The sequence below is a fragment of the Clostridiales bacterium genome (assembly GCA_015243575.1).
Classification (GTDB): Bacteria; Bacillota; Clostridia; order Peptostreptococcales; family Anaerovoracaceae; genus Anoxybacterium; species Anoxybacterium hadale.
This window is the reverse complement of the sequence record CP042469.1, coordinates 408,526-422,644: the sequence shown is the minus strand read 5'-3', so window position 1 is coordinate 422,644 and position 14,119 is coordinate 408,526. Positions and strand designations below refer to the sequence as shown.

General features: G+C 46.2%; 14 protein-coding genes. 2 read left to right on the top strand and 12 right to left on the bottom strand.

Features of this window, described 5'->3' with window-relative positions:
- Positions 1 to 47 precede the first annotated feature (47 nt).
- A complete protein-coding gene (locus tag FRZ06_01695; GenBank protein ID QOX62154.1) occupies positions 48 to 1,208 on the top strand; it encodes a carbohydrate kinase family protein in 1,161 nt (386 codons plus the stop codon).
- Positions 1,209 to 1,225: 17 nt separating this feature from the next.
- Positions 1,226 to 2,038 (top strand): GntR family transcriptional regulator, encoded by an 813-nt coding sequence (locus tag FRZ06_01690; GenBank protein QOX62153.1) that lies wholly within the window; start codon positions 1,226 to 1,228, stop codon positions 2,036 to 2,038.
- Between the two features lie 133 nt (positions 2,039 to 2,171).
- On the opposite strand, the gene FRZ06_01685 is transcribed toward FRZ06_01690, so the two are convergent.
- The 12 genes from FRZ06_01685 to FRZ06_01630 form a co-directional block, all read right to left on the bottom strand.
- Positions 2,172 to 3,026 carry an MBL fold metallo-hydrolase gene (locus FRZ06_01685; protein ID QOX62152.1) on the bottom strand — a complete coding sequence of 285 codons (855 nt, stop codon included), beginning with the start codon at positions 3,024 to 3,026 and terminating at the stop codon, positions 2,172 to 2,174.
- A 58-nt stretch (positions 3,027 to 3,084) separates the two neighbouring features.
- On the bottom strand, positions 3,085 to 3,954 hold the full coding sequence (locus FRZ06_01680) for a xanthine dehydrogenase family protein subunit M (protein QOX62151.1): 870 nt from the start codon (positions 3,952 to 3,954) through the stop codon (positions 3,085 to 3,087).
- Between the two features lie 3 nt (positions 3,955 to 3,957).
- Complete coding sequence (locus tag FRZ06_01675; protein ID QOX62150.1) at positions 3,958 to 4,449, bottom strand: (2Fe-2S)-binding protein; 492 nt, start codon at positions 4,447 to 4,449, stop codon at positions 3,958 to 3,960.
- Between the two features lies 1 nt (position 4,450).
- On the bottom strand, positions 4,451 to 6,817 hold the full coding sequence (locus FRZ06_01670; protein QOX62149.1) for a xanthine dehydrogenase family protein molybdopterin-binding subunit: 2,367 nt from the start codon (positions 6,815 to 6,817) through the stop codon (positions 4,451 to 4,453).
- A gap of 85 nt (positions 6,818 to 6,902) precedes the next feature.
- Positions 6,903 to 7,565, bottom strand: a complete 663-nt coding sequence (locus tag FRZ06_01665; protein ID QOX62148.1) for a GntR family transcriptional regulator — start codon at positions 7,563 to 7,565, stop codon at positions 6,903 to 6,905.
- A 257-nt stretch (positions 7,566 to 7,822) separates the two neighbouring features.
- A complete protein-coding gene (locus FRZ06_01660) occupies positions 7,823 to 8,503 on the bottom strand; it encodes a GntR family transcriptional regulator (protein ID QOX62147.1) in 681 nt (226 codons plus the stop codon).
- A 265-nt stretch (positions 8,504 to 8,768) separates the two neighbouring features.
- The gene (locus FRZ06_01655; protein ID QOX62146.1) at positions 8,769 to 9,719 is read right to left on the bottom strand and encodes a 3-hydroxyacyl-CoA dehydrogenase family protein; all 951 of its coding nucleotides are present in this window, start codon (positions 9,717 to 9,719) and stop codon (positions 8,769 to 8,771) included.
- Between the two features lie 180 nt (positions 9,720 to 9,899).
- Entirely contained in the window at positions 9,900 to 10,241 is a 342-nt protein-coding gene (locus FRZ06_01650) for a hypothetical protein (GenBank protein QOX62145.1), read from the bottom strand.
- Positions 10,242 to 10,315: 74 nt separating this feature from the next.
- On the bottom strand, positions 10,316 to 10,879 hold the full coding sequence (locus FRZ06_01645) for a manganese efflux pump (GenBank protein ID QOX62144.1): 564 nt from the start codon (positions 10,877 to 10,879) through the stop codon (positions 10,316 to 10,318).
- A 98-nt stretch (positions 10,880 to 10,977) separates the two neighbouring features.
- The gene (locus FRZ06_01640) at positions 10,978 to 11,736 is read right to left on the bottom strand and encodes a TMEM165/GDT1 family protein (GenBank protein ID QOX62143.1); all 759 of its coding nucleotides are present in this window, start codon (positions 11,734 to 11,736) and stop codon (positions 10,978 to 10,980) included.
- Between the two features lie 324 nt (positions 11,737 to 12,060).
- A complete protein-coding gene (gene lsrF / locus FRZ06_01635) occupies positions 12,061 to 12,942 on the bottom strand; it encodes a 3-hydroxy-5-phosphonooxypentane-2,4-dione thiolase (protein QOX62142.1) in 882 nt (293 codons plus the stop codon).
- An 82-nt stretch (positions 12,943 to 13,024) separates the two neighbouring features.
- Positions 13,025 to 14,107, bottom strand: a complete 1,083-nt coding sequence (locus tag FRZ06_01630) for a substrate-binding domain-containing protein (GenBank protein ID QOX62141.1) — start codon at positions 14,105 to 14,107, stop codon at positions 13,025 to 13,027.
- Positions 14,108 to 14,119: the final 12 nt, after the last annotated feature.

The window sequence follows — 14,119 nt, the reverse complement described above, 5'->3', positions numbered from 1 at the left end:
ATTTATAAAATGTATCATACAATTATTACATATAACGGAGGGCCATCATGGATCTGGAAAACAGTAACTCCTTACCATCATCTTTGTCGACGCTGTGCAATTCATTAGAGCATACCGTAAACCCTCAAAAAGTGTTTGTGGGCTTCGACGGTTTCGTGGATGAAATTATTCACGTCGTTGATATCCGCTATCAATCCGACTCCTATAAAAGGATCCCTACGATACAGGCTTACGCAGACAGGATCGCTCGCGGAAGCGGTATGAGCACAAACATTGAACTGGTAAGCCAGCAGGTTAAAATGGGTGGCAACGGCCCAATTCTAGCAAATGCTCTGTTAAATTACGAAGTGGATGTAACCTATATGGGAGCGATTGGTTATCCCGAGCCGGACCCGGTCTTCCATGGGCTTACCCGCTGCAGGAAGCTGATTGGTCTGGCACCTCCGGCTGCTACAGATGCCTTGGAATTTAACGACGGTAAGATCATCGCTTCCAAACTTTCTGCGCTGAATTCTATCACTTGGGAAACGATCCTAAACCGATGCTCCCTGACGGAACTCATCCGTATTTTTGAGGATTGCAGCCATCTGGTTTTTTCAAATTGGTCCATGATCGTCGGCATGAACCAGATCTTTCGCGAGTTTCTCAAGCAAGTGGCGCCGAACATTTCTGCTGCTGAGAAATCTGCCTTTTTTGATCTGGCTGATCCGGAAAAACGTACCCAGGAAGATCTGCAAACCGCTCTATCCTATATAATGAAATTTACGGAAGCAGGATTTCGTGTTACACTGAGTATGAATTTAAAGGAAGCGTGTGAAATCTGTGAGGTACTGGGCAAGGAAATTCCCGACTACCGGTGTGCAGACACAAGGGAACTTTTGGAATATCTATCCACTTGCCTTCCCCTCTTCTGTACGGTGATTCACCTCGTGGATCGGGCTTGCTGCCTGCATGATAATGAATACTGTGAGGTCATGGGACCGTACTGCAGAGAACCGAAACTTACGACAGGTGCAGGCGACAATTTCAACGCTGGATTTTTGTACGGCCTGATCCGTGATTTATCCTTTACAGACTGTCTCTGCCTGGGATGTGCCTCCTCCGGATTTTATGTCCGCCATGCCAAGAGCCCCGGACTTCAGGAATTAAAGGATTTTCTCGTTCTTTGGTTCGGACACGCCTTGGAGCATCCTGAAATCAAAATATAATTTAGGAGATTTTTCTTATGGATATTGAATATTTTAAAAATACCTTTCGTTTTTCTGAGTCATCAGCGGTACCTCTGTATCTCCAGCTGGCTGCTTACCTGCGGATTCAGATCCAAAACGGGGTTTTACAGCCCGGGGATATGATGTTTGCGGAAAACAGCCTTTGCGAAATCCTGAATATCAGCCGAACCACCGTAAGGCAGTCCATGAATCAACTGGTTGAGGAAGGGCTTCTCGTCCGGTATCGGGGCAAAGGCACCTTTATTGCCAATATGAAAATCAAACGCAATATGAATCACCTCTACAACTTTACCGAGGACATGAAAACCGTGGGGGCGGCACCCTGTTCGAAGGTGCTAAAATCCGAAGTGCTTAAGACATGCCCCGAGGAGATTGCTGAGATTTTGAAGCTTCCCACGCCTCAGACTCCGGTGTTTTATCTGGAACGTCTGCGGCTTGCCAACGACGAGCCTATCCTCTGGGAGCGCACATATATCCCCTACTACCTTTGCAGCAAAATTGAGTCTTACGATTTTAATAAGAACTCCCTTTATCGGATTCTCACAGATACCTACCATCTTGAAATGTATCATGCCAAAGAATCCCTTGACGCAATCATCCTGTCCCGGAAAGAGGCGGAACTGCTGGAATCCAAGCCCAGAAGCGCCGGGTATAAGATCAAGCGCGTTTCTTATCTGAACTCAGGGTTTGCCTTTGAATATACAACTTCTGTAACCCGGGCAGATAAATGCACCTACCAGTTTGATCTGTATAAAAATACGGCTTCAAAAAAGACCCCCTTGGAAATCAAGCGAAATATCAATCTTTAAAATTGTGAATGGTTCACGTTTTCATAACGAGAGAGATGCCGTCAGGCTCTCTCTTTTTTGATACATTCCGCCGATTCTCTCAGGGGGCTTCTCTGTTTATTTCAAATCATTGTTCCGTCATATTACTGTTTTGTTACTTCTGCTGATTCATCAGGTAGTTGTAGCATTTTACAACGTTGGTTCTCTGTATGTACTCCATCATCTCTTCCTGTCCGATATCCACGGGGAAACGGTCTATAAAATTGATATTTTGGATGCATTCCTCCAAAGACCACCCCTGCCGGATTCCTTTTGCTACCGCAGCAATCCACTCATAGATAAAGGCTCTCTGCTCCCGAATGAATTCTTTTCCTACCACAGGACCGTGACCGGGCACGAACCAGTCAACATCAAGGGTTTCTAAAAAGTTCAATGTACCTAGCAAAAGATCAATCTCCGCAGAATGCAGCCAGGTCTGGCAATTGGAAAACAAGGTATCTCCAGTAAATGCAACCCGCTCTTCCGGAACATAAACACAAATCTGAGACGGAGAATGTCCCGGTGTGTGGTACAGCTCGAAGGTATGGTCTCCCAGTTTCAGCGTCATATGATCGCCAAAAGTAATCTGGGGCCTGTTTACAATATAATCTTCTCTGGAAGGCATCAGGTGCAGAAAATCTTGATCCTGACGCTGTATGACATCTAAGCTGTAATCATAGCAATCCAGCTCTCCCGCTACAGTCCAGAAAAGGTCGTTGAGTTTTTCATGGCCGATGACAGGAGCCACACCAGCAAACCAGTGATTGCCGAAGATGTGGTCAATATGCCCTTCCGTATTGATCAGATATTTGATCGGCCCTTTCTCTTCAGCAAATTTTTTCATTTCCAGTAAAGTCGAAATCCATTGTGCCGTATCGATGAAGACCGAGCCTTCTTTTGTAAGGACAATACTTGGATTACAACCTCTGATTTCCGTTTCAACGTATACATTTGGTGTTAACATTCGCATATTGACGATCTCCTCTTCGTTCCTTATTGATTGTCACTCAGCCTGCATTCACTGTTGCTCAGACTGATTTGGCTCTTTCTGCCGCCTCTTTTACTGCATGACGGGTCCATACGCGTACCATTTCCTTGCGGTACGCTGCCGTAGCCCGCTGGTCAGTAATAGGGGTACAATTATTTTCTGCAGTCTCCGCTGCCAGATCAAGCAATTCGTCGGTGAGCTTCTTGCCCAGAAGCAGCTTCTCCGCTTCCGCCGCGCGGATCGGTGTCGGTGCCACCGCAGAAAGGGAGATGCATACCGCTTCAATGGTGTCATCATCCTTCAGGGTAATACCGCAGCCCACACCAACAATGGAGATATCCGTATCGCCCCGAATAGCAAATTTCTTATAGACTGCTCCCGTTCCGGCTTTTGGTGCAGGAATTAGGAATTTTAGCAGAAATTCCCCTCGAGTCAGCACGGTTTTACCCGGACCTGTGAACAGATTCTCCACAGCAACCTCCCGGATTCCTTGCGGTCCTGCGATCACCGCCTTTGCTCCCATGACGATCAAACCGTGAATGGCGTCGGCGCTGGGGGATGCATTGCAGGCATTGCCCCCGATGGTCGCAACGTTTCTGACCTGCATGGAGGAAACATTTCCGGCAGCTTCCATAATGACTTTATAATCCTTCGCAAGAGATGGATCCATAGAGATCTTTCTCAGCTTTGCTCCGGCTCCCAATTCCAGTCCGTTTTGATCAACCTTTATCATATCGATATCAGGCAAACTGCCGATTCCGATCACAGCCTGGGGTTTCCAGATTTTATTCTTCAGCCTTGGAACCAGATCAGTACCCCCGGCAAGAATTTTACCATCGGCTCCATATTCCTCCAACAAACGGATACACTCTTCCGTTGTTTTGGGTTCAAAATATTGTTCAAAACGCATGATCTATACCTCCCCGCAGCTTTCCGCATATTCGCCGTCCCGTACCGCCTCAATGGATTCCACGACCTTCTTGTAGCCCACACAACGGCAGACGTTCCCATGAAGTCCTTCTCTGATGTCCTCTTCCGTTGCACCTGGATTTTCATCCAGGATTGCTTTGGCTGTGAGGATCATTCCTGGCGTACAAAAGCCGCACTGTACAGCAAAATGATCGATAAAGGACTGCTGCAGCGGATGCAGGCTGTTTTCCCGTTCCAATCCTTCGATGGTGGTGACGGAATGCCCGTTGGCCTGAGGGATAAGCATAGTACAGCTTTTGACCGCCATGCCGTCGAACAAAACGGTGCAGACACCACAGTTGGAGTCGTCACAGCCCTTTTTTGTACCAGTAAGATTCAGCTCTTCCCTGAGAACCTCCAGCAGCGTTCTGTCGGGGCTTACGTATAATTCATGCTTTCTGCCGTTGACTGTAATATTAATTTCCATTCTTTTCATGTTATTCCGCTGCCTCCTTTGCCTTCTTCTCCTGAATCAGTGCTAAAATGCGCTCAGCCGTCATTGGATAGCCGTTTACTCTAACGCCTACTGCCTTGTAAATTGCATGTGCGATTGCCGGACCCACAGGAATCGTAATGGATTCAGCCATTCCCTTTGCACCGTAAGGACCGTCAGGCAGCGGATCAGGATTAATAAACGCATGGACATTCTCACTCGTAGGCATATCCAGAATCGTCGGAAGCCGGTAATCACTGAAATTTGCGTTTGCAATCTTTCCGTCTTCATTGAAAAGGTGCTCCTCATTGACAGAAAAGCCGATTGCCATATGTACACCGCCTTCAATCTGCACCTCAACCAGCTTCGGATTGATAGGATTTCCGGTATCTGCCGAGGAGGCTACTTTAAGAACTTTAACCTGGCCGGTTTCTTCGTTTACCGCTACTTCCACTGCTGCTGCAGAATACTGGAACCAATTCCAAACACGGTCGGACAGACCATTTTCATCCCACTGATGGATGGGAGCCGGACAGAATAATCCGTGTCCAATCACTGGAGTCCCCTTCTGAAGCCCCCAATTGCCTTGCGTAAACATGGACGTCGGCTGGAACAACGGCGGAATCTCCACTTCCTGAACGTACGATCCTGCCAGAATTGCTTTCTTTCCCTTGATCTCAACCTTGGAAGGATGGATTCCGTAAACTCTGGCCACTTCGATTTTTAGTTTTCCGATGGCGTCTTCGCATGCCAGTTTCACTGCATTTCCCGTATTGTAAGTGGTACGGCTGGACGCTGAATAATTGTCATATGGCGTTATGGCAGTGTCGCCTTTTGTAACCTTAACCTCCGAAACGGATACGCCGAATTCGTGGGCAGCGATCTGCGCCAGGGCTGTCGTTGCTCCCATGCCGTTTTCGTCGCAGCTGACAAAGAGCTGGATACTGCCGTCACTGTTATACCAGACTTCTGCTTCAGAACGTCCCAGTGGAGTGTTCTGCTTTCCTCCAACAGCACAGCCGCGGCCTTTTTTCCATACACCCATATCCTGCTCCGGTGTCTCATCAACCTGTATTGCATCGGCGACGCTTTGCAGACATTTCTTCAGTCCGATACTGGTGATGACTTCACCGTGGGGGTCTCTTTCGCCTTTGTCGATGATATTCTTCATCCGAAATTCCACCGGGCTCATGCCCAGTTCATCTGCAAGCTGATTCACAAGGCACTCGATTCCGAATTCCGATTCCGGGCAGCCGAGTCCGCGATATTCCGCTGCAGGCACCGTATTGGTAGCTACCGCACAGGTATCCATTCTCAGATTGGGCATCCGGTAAACCGGGAGAACACCGGAGGATGAGAGCCTCCCGCTGAAAAAGGTATTGTTCAGGCAAGCGCCGATTTCTTCCGCCAGATAATAATCATTGGCGATGAGGGTTCCGTCCTTCATTGCACCCAGCTTCACCTTTGTAATGCAGGGCCAATTGGAGGGTGCTCCTACAAACATTTCTTCCCGGTTGAACTGGAAGGACACGGTTCTTTTGGTTCTTAGGCACATTAAGGCCGTGATGATTTCCACATAGGGATTCAACCGTGAACCGAAGCTTCCCCCCATATAAGGCTGGATGACCCGGACATGGCTTTCCTTCAGTTTCAGGATTCTGCAGATTCCCTGCTTGATAACGCCGTGAACACCGGCGCCGTTTGAAACCAAAGTGATACCGCCGTCAGAGTCATAGCGGCAGATGGCGTTGGCACATTCAAGAGGACTGGCGGTTTTCTTTCCCGTCCAGAATTCTCCTTCCACGATCACTTCTGCTTTTTCCATGGCCGCGGGAACATCACCGGCGTGTAATTTGAATGCACCCACCACATTGGGGGATACACGGTTAGATGCCCGGTCTCCCGGTCTGTCACTGAATCCCAGGGGGCGTGTTTCGTATTCCGGGTCAACCACTGAAGCCGGATTGGGCTCGATTGCAGCATAGTAATCCAGCACTGCAGGCAATTTCTCATATTCCACATTGATGAGTTCAATGGCCTTGTCTGCAATTTCCAAGGTTTCTGCGCAAACCAGAGCAATCATCTGCCCTGCCCAGAGAGCTTCATCCTTAGCAATAATGGATGCCTTGGGATATTGATCCCAATCAATACCCGGTTCCTCTCCCGTCATAATATAAATGACACCCTCCAGCTCCCTGGCCTTGCTCAGATTAAGATTTTTAATCTTTGCATGGGCGTAGGGGCTGCGTAGTGCCTTCATGTGTGCCAAAACTGGGTATTGATTGACATAATCACTGGCAAATAAGCCTTTCCCTGTTACTTTGTCGTAGGCGTCAATTCTTTTTTCGCCCTTACCAATTCGTCCTTCCACAACTTACCTCCCGCTTTTTTGAAGTCACTGCCTGCTGCTATGCCGCAGATCATTCACTGCATCTATTTCTTACATAACGTCCTGCTTAATCTTCTCTCAATTCCAATTCTTCCATGAGCTGCTCAAAATGTCTGGTCAGCTCCCTGGCTGCACGTTCTGTATCCCGCGCCGCAATCGCTTCATACAGCCCTTCGTGCCGGACGGACAACTGCTCCAATGTATGATGGGAAATCCATGTCCCGATGTAGGTCAGATCATGGATGTTGCATTGTTCCCAGGAGCGGAGCAAAATATCGTTTTTGGAAATTGCAACGATCTTCTTATGGAACAGAACATCCTTCTTGATATAAAGATCAAAGTCATTGTCCGCCGCTGCATGCTCCATATCCTTTAATATAGAATAAATCTCCTGGATCTGCTCTTCATTCACATGCTCCACAGCGCCCTGAACTCCCAGCATCTCAAGATGCTGACGAACCTTATAGGAATCCTTCATATCCTTTTTTGTTACTTTTCTTACAAAACAGCCTTGATAGGGAATGTTTTCCACCAGCCCGATCATCTCAAGCTCCCGAATCGCTTCTCTCACAGGCGACTGAGAGACTCCCAGCTCTCTCGCCCAGCGGGTTTCAATGATTCGATCCCCCGGTTTCAGTTCACCCAGCATGATTGCCTTTTTAATGGCATTTCTGATTTCATCCCTGTACAGGGGCCTCTTTTCAATGGGTTTTCTTTTTAAGGTATCCATCCTTCACCTCCTTTTATTTTGATTCGTCCAAACGTTCCTCTTGAAAAAGGATCGTTTTAATATAATCGATTATATTTATTATTTAATTATAGCACTGATCATCTTGATGTCAAGGTGGTGTTTTTGAATAAAAACAATTCCTCGGCTATCCTGTTTATTTAAAGAAAAATTGCAATCAAAAAGCCGACTCAAAATCCCTTCGAATCGGCTCTTTGTTTTCTATCTCTTATTTTTTTCATATCGATATCGTTTTTGTACTACGCCTGGCTTCTCTCAACCAAAGTACTTTTATCTACCTCATCGATCAGTTCCTGGAAGTGCTGGAATACTGCCTCCTGAGCTAACTTTTCGTCCTTAGCTGCTATGGCATCATATAGTGCTTTGTGGCGCAGTGCCAATTCTTCCAGTGTCTGCGGTGAGAGCTGAGTTCCAAAAAAGGTGGACCCCTGAATATGACTCTGCTTCCACAGACGCAGCAATAATTGATTCTGCGAAATTTCCACGATTTTCTCATGGAACAGCTCATTCAGTTTTGTATATGAATTAAAAGCCTTTTTCTTTGCAGCGGCTTCCATATCCACCAAAATCTTATGCAATTCCTTCAGGTGCTCGTCCGTCGCTCCCTCAACAGCACCTTGTATCCCCAATACTTCCAAATGCATACGCACGCGGTAAGCATCCTTCATATCCCGCTCCGTGATCTTGCGGACAATACAGCCCTGGTATGGAATATTCTCCACCAATCCCATCATTTCCAGCTCCCGAATGGCTTCCCTGACAGGAGACTGGGATACGCCCAAATCCTTTGCCCATTGCGTTTCAACAATCCTGTCGCCAGGCTTCAGATCCCCTGATGCGATAGCGTCCCGAATCGCATTGCCGATCTCTTCTCTGTATAACGGCCGCTTTTCGATGGGCTTCCTCTTAATTTTTGTCATTTTCTACTACCTCTAACTATAAATTTACACTTGTATCATAGCAAAGATACTATTGTAAAGTCAATACTTAAATACGTAATCGATTATCTATAATTGTTGATAAATGAACGCAGTAAAGTTACTAATATGAAGCTTTACAGATGTTTCCTTTTCTTGTTTTATGATACGATATCGTGCGAGTTGCGCCTGTATAAACGAAAAAAGCCCCTTAAGGGCTTCTTTCCATTATATAAAAATTAAGAAAGAGAAAATCTGACTCTGTATCTTATTCACTGGGAATATCCCAATTGAAATAACGTAAGTATGGAGCAGCTGCTCTGCAGCGGAAGTCTTCCTTCGCTTCCTCCGGCCACTCATAGACACCTTTTCCGGTCTTCATTCCAAGGTTGTTCTCCGCAACTAGTTTATTGATGTAATCTGGAGCTGCACATCCATTACACAACGTTGGAAGAAGGTAATCTTCAATGCTTTTCACCAAATCCAATCCCGCTGCATCCTGATGTTCAAACAGACCAACAGAGGTATATCTGGGCATAAAACTGTACATCAGTGCCTTGTCAATATCCCTCGGCTCCGCAAGTCCTTCCTCAATAATATGTATGGCCTCTCGCAGAAGTGCATGCTGAAGACGGTTCGCAACAAAGCCCGGTGCGCATCTTTGCATAATAATCACTTTTCGCCCTGCTGATTCCAGCACTTCGTATGCAGTCTTAGCTGCCTCATCTTTCGTGAACTTACTTTTTACAACTTCAACAAAAGGTACTAAATGAGGTGGATTATATGGATGCGCCACAACCAGCTTATCTCGATTGGCAGTCATTCCCTCCGCAAGGTCATCGGCAGACAAGGCAGAGGTTGTGGATGCAAGAGCCCTAAACTGTTTGCAATTTGCGTTGATATTCTCATAAACGCAAAGCTTGACGTCCAGCTTCTCAGCAACGCATTCAAAAATGATATCTGCATCAGCAATATCGCTGTAATCAAACGTAAATCTAAGTAATTTTCTGCACCGCTCAGCCTGATCCTTCGTTACCAGATTTTTATCGATCAGGTCGCCGAAGCAGGTATCGTACAAGCGGCTGCCCCGTTCCAATCCCTGCTCACTGAATGCAAGCATCGTTGTCGAATAGCCGTTTCCTGTGAATAGCGCCGCCATACTGGCACCGATCATTCCGGTTCCTATGACTGCAACATGGTTTATATTTTCTATCTTCATATTTCATCAGTGTCCTTTCTGCAGTATTTCTGTTTTAATAATTGTTTTTATATAATCGATTATATTAAATTATAGATTGTTCTAAGAAAATGTCAAGTTCTATATTCTCTTTGATCTCTGATCATAAAAATATCTGAAACAAACTGAACAGCTGTTTCAGACACTTCAAGCTTTCCCATCTTATACAGAATATGATATCCCGATCAGCAGCAGAACCAGTCCCACGAGAAAGATCGTTAATGAGGTCAGAGCAAACAGAATTCTGCCAATCACTCTCAGCCCTCGTCCTCCCGGCTTGGAAATCCCTTCATTTTGTTCGGACTTTTTAAGTTGTTTCTGCCTTTTCAGATCCTTTCTTAGGAGACTCGCTACCACAAGCAGCGAGGTAAACATGGCACATTCAATCGCGATTTCTGTCAGGGTACCGATGCTGTGATAGGGTAGCGGCAGGATTTCCAGCAAAAAAATCCATGGCAATGCGATGATGATTGCGCTGACGATATATAAACTCTTTCCTTTCATTCTTTCGCTCCTTTTTTCCGGTCAAACAAGCCTTTGAAACAGGGTGCAACATGTTTCATTAGCTGCGGAGATCTTCACCAGCCTAGCATTCCCAGGTGCTCAAGCAGAATCTTTGTGCCAATCAACAAAAGAATGATGCCTCCGCCAACTTCAGCCTTAGATCTGAATTTTGAGCCGAAAGCACAGCCTAGTCGAACCCCTATAAAGGAGAGAATAAAAGTGATCAATCCAATCACAGTAACGCCTATAAAAATATTGATATGCAAAAACGCAAAAGTGATCCCAACTGCCAAAGCATCAATACTGGTTGCTAAGGACAGTATGGTCAAATTTTTCAAATTTAATGTATCGTGTTTTTCCTTTTTTTCATTTCTCGATTCGAGGATCATATTGGTCCCAATGAGCGCAAGGAGCGCAAAGATGATCCAATGATCTATAGCAGTGAGGTACCCTTCAAACTGTCTTCCCAGAAAATAACCGATCAGCGGCATCAATGCCTGAAAACCGCCGAAAAACAGTCCCGTGATAAAAGCATTGCGAAATCCGGCTTTTCTTAGACATAAACCTTTACTTATCGCAACCGCAAAGGCGTCCATAGACAAACCCAATGCGATTGCAACCAACTCAAGATTCCCCATCAATAACGTTCTCCTTATCTTTCTCCAGTCTATTATATTAATACAGGAGAAAGAGTTAGAACACCGTCACTACGAAATCAATTCGTTATTTTGTCCCTTTATCTCAGTTTTTCCGGCTGATCCGCAGATACCCTTTTCAATTCGCAGTACGCTCCGGCCGGCCGCTCCCGTTCTGCCTTATTATGATCCTTTCTGATCAGATAATACGCAGATCCGGCGGTTACAACCAGCAGAAGCATAAGACAGACAATGATTCCTCTTGTATCCAACATCATCTGCTCTTTTAAAACCTGATAACTGCCAATGAAACCAAAGACAATGAAAGCTCCGGCAGAGACAAGTTTAACGGTACGCTCGGGAATCCTCTTGCACATTACTACACCAATGATAATTCCAATGGCATCTGCAATCATCATACCGGTAAGGGTTCCAAGCAGCACCCAGACGGGCTCTAAAGGAAATTTTGCCGCAAGAGCAATGGTTGCGAGCTGCGTTTTATCTCCCATTTCAGCAATGAAGAATGCAATTGAGACTGTCACAATGGGTCCGTACTTTGAGATTTTATTCTCCTCACCGTCAAGCTTGTCTCCTCTGATTGTCCAAAGTCCAAAGAATACGAAGGACAGTGAGGCAAGTCCTTGAATCCAAATCTGAGCGGAGTCAAACCGGGTAATGTAGTTTCCTACAGCAACTGCCAATGCATGATTCAGTGTCGTCGCGATCAAAACACCGATTAAAACTTTGGAAGCCTTATATTTGGTGGCAAATGCCATTGCAAGCAATTGGGTCTTGTCCCCCATTTCAGCCAGCACTACCGCGCCTCCAGCAAATAAATAAGCAATTAAACTCGTGTACATATTCATCATCCTTTCCATTTCAAAAGCATAGCCGGTTTTTATAATCCGGCAGGACAGCATTATAAATGAGCAGCCTGAGCAACCTCTTTTATCGGCGAGGGGTGCCCCCTCTGCACTCCCCCGTTTTTATATAGTAGAAAATGACATTTTCGACTATAAAAAAAAGACTCTCAGCACAACTGAATCAACAGTTATGCTAAAAGTCTCGTTACCAAATCAGGCTACAAAGCCAGGTTCAAAACCAGTATGTTGACTTTGTATTTCAAACTACTCCCTTTTAACAGCTTCTATCATATCCTGGTTTTACAGAGCTTGTCAAGCAAATTATTCGCCCTTTTCTTCTCTGTAAATATCATATGCGTCATTGACATCCGCATTGTTGTGCACAATTGCGCCGATAGCCTTTGCCATTCCCACAGGACAATCGCTTTGGAAGATGTTTCTTCCCATGTCAAGACCTCTGGCACCTCCCTGCATGCTGAGGTAAGCCATGGTCAGCGCTTCCTTTTCCGTCACCTTTTTTCCTCCTGCAACAACAATAGGAACTGGGCAGGCTGCTGTGATCTCTTCAAAGTCATCACAGTAATACGTCTTTATGATCTGCGCTCCGAACTCTGCCAGCATTCTGGTGGCAAGCTTGAAAAATGCCGGTGTACGCTCCATATCCTTTCCTACTGCTACAACGCCAAGCGTTGGTATGCCATAGCGGTTTCCCGCATCAATGGTCTTGCAGAGATTCTCTATGCTGGATTTCTCACCTGGCGCACCAATAAAGGTTTGAATTGCCATGCAGGATGCATTCATACGGATCGCATCCTCAATGTCAACCGCTATCACCTCATGGGAAAGATCGTCGTCCATCATAGAAGACCCCGCGCTGCACCGAAGGGCGATTCCCTTGTTATAATGCGGGGAGATACAGCTTCTAAGTGCACCTCTTGTGGCCATGAGCACATCCACATGGGGAATCAGCGGCGGCATGGCCAAGTCCAGCCGTTCCAGGCCTGCAGTAGAACCCATAAAGTATCCGTGGTCAAAGGCAAGCATCACAGTATTTCCGCTTTCAGGCTGAAAGATCTTTGACAAGCGGGATTTCATTCCCCAATCCACATCCTCCATTCCTTTCACATGGAAGCCCCCTTTTCTGCCAAACTCCACATCAGTCTTATAATCTTTCGCAACTTTATTGCCGTCTTTATCTGCCATAATATCCTCCTTTTTGTGAAGAAGCAGCATAGCCGTGGTGGTTATGCCACAGCTGCGCTGCATTCATTTATTTCTGCTCTGTTTAGAAATTATAATCGTCGATATTGTCTTTTGTGAATATGGTTCTTTCCGGAAGCAGTACAACCCCAGAGTCATCTGCAGTGTAAGCCTTTGGATCCAGAACGGTGTTTGGAAGAACTTCAACCTGTCCGATGCTCGGAATATCAATCTTATCGCCTACTTTAAAGGTATTCCCTGCGGCGAGCCAGTAAGCCAGGTACGCACCCATTGCTCCCTGTACTTTGCAATCCCAAAGTCCAAAGACAGGAACAGTACCGTTCTTTACGAAATCTCTCATTCCGTTCGGCGTGCAGAATCCGGTTACGATGACCTTTCCAGACAATCCCAAATTCTCTGCGGCTTGAGCCTGCCCGGGAAGAGCCGTGGAATCGTTGCAGATGATCGCATCGATATCAGGATGAGATTTTAAGATGGATTCTCCTACCGATACCGCTTTCTCAGCATCCTGATCGCTGTAATAGTTATCCGGTGCCAGATTTACCCATCCCGGATAGGTTGCCTTTATGTAATTTTCACCGGCGACCTGCCATGAATTTTGATCCGTTACCGTAGCGGAGGAATAATGCCAGACATATTTTGCGCTGTCCTTCTTGTCTTCGGGAAGCTGCATTGCTACCATTTCAACGAGCATTTCTCCAAGCTGCTCCGGGGTTCCCTGCGCCACATGGAGAGAGCGCATATCATTCTGCACATCCGAATCCCAGCAAACAATTTTAACGCCTGCATCCTTGGCTGCCTTAAGAGCGTTGTTTAATCCATCCGGAGTAACGGAGGATATGGCCAGCGCGCTGAAGCCCTGCTGAACTGCGGAGTTGATGACCTGAACCTGGTTTGCAACAGACGCTTCGGGATTTCCGGTAAAAACACATTCAAAGCCCACTTGAGCAGCAATATCCTGCGCTCCAAGATTTGCCGATTCAAAGAATGAGTTTCCGGTGAGTTTGGGGATAAAGGCAACCGAGATATCAGAGGCGTCGGAAGCATCTCCTCCGCTCTCACCACTAGGTGCCTGTGCTCCTCCTCCGCATCCAAACATGGAAACGACCATCACGAGAGCAAGAAGTACCAATAAAAATCTTCGCATTTTGAATCTCTC

Excerpts from the sequence above, each read along its gene's own strand:
- FRZ06_01655 (QOX62146.1), bottom strand. The coding sequence starts at position 9,719 with ATGAAGATAGAAAATATAAACCATGTTGCAGTCATAGGAACCGGAATG.
- FRZ06_01645 (QOX62144.1), bottom strand. The coding sequence starts at position 10,879 with ATGGGGAATCTTGAGTTGGTTGCAATCGCATTGGGTTTGTCTATGGAC.
- FRZ06_01630 (QOX62141.1), bottom strand. The coding sequence starts at position 14,107 with ATGCGAAGATTTTTATTGGTACTTCTTGCTCTCGTGATGGTCGTTTCC.
- FRZ06_01685 (QOX62152.1), bottom strand. The coding sequence starts at position 3,026 with ATGCGAATGTTAACACCAAATGTATACGTTGAAACGGAAATCAGAGGT.
- FRZ06_01640 (QOX62143.1), bottom strand. The coding sequence starts at position 11,736 with ATGTACACGAGTTTAATTGCTTATTTATTTGCTGGAGGCGCGGTAGTG.
- FRZ06_01665 (QOX62148.1), bottom strand. The coding sequence starts at position 7,565 with ATGGATACCTTAAAAAGAAAACCCATTGAAAAGAGGCCCCTGTACAGG.
- FRZ06_01680 (QOX62151.1), bottom strand. The coding sequence starts at position 3,954 with ATGCGTTTTGAACAATATTTTGAACCCAAAACAACGGAAGAGTGTATC.
- FRZ06_01695 (QOX62154.1), top strand. The coding sequence starts at position 48 with ATGGATCTGGAAAACAGTAACTCCTTACCATCATCTTTGTCGACGCTG.
- FRZ06_01660 (QOX62147.1), bottom strand. The coding sequence starts at position 8,503 with ATGACAAAAATTAAGAGGAAGCCCATCGAAAAGCGGCCGTTATACAGA.
- FRZ06_01650 (QOX62145.1), bottom strand. The coding sequence starts at position 10,241 with ATGAAAGGAAAGAGTTTATATATCGTCAGCGCAATCATCATCGCATTG.
- FRZ06_01675 (QOX62150.1), bottom strand. The coding sequence starts at position 4,449 with ATGAAAAGAATGGAAATTAATATTACAGTCAACGGCAGAAAGCATGAA.
- FRZ06_01690 (QOX62153.1), top strand. The coding sequence starts at position 1,226 with ATGGATATTGAATATTTTAAAAATACCTTTCGTTTTTCTGAGTCATCA.
- lsrF (QOX62142.1), bottom strand. The coding sequence starts at position 12,942 with ATGGCAGATAAAGACGGCAATAAAGTTGCGAAAGATTATAAGACTGAT.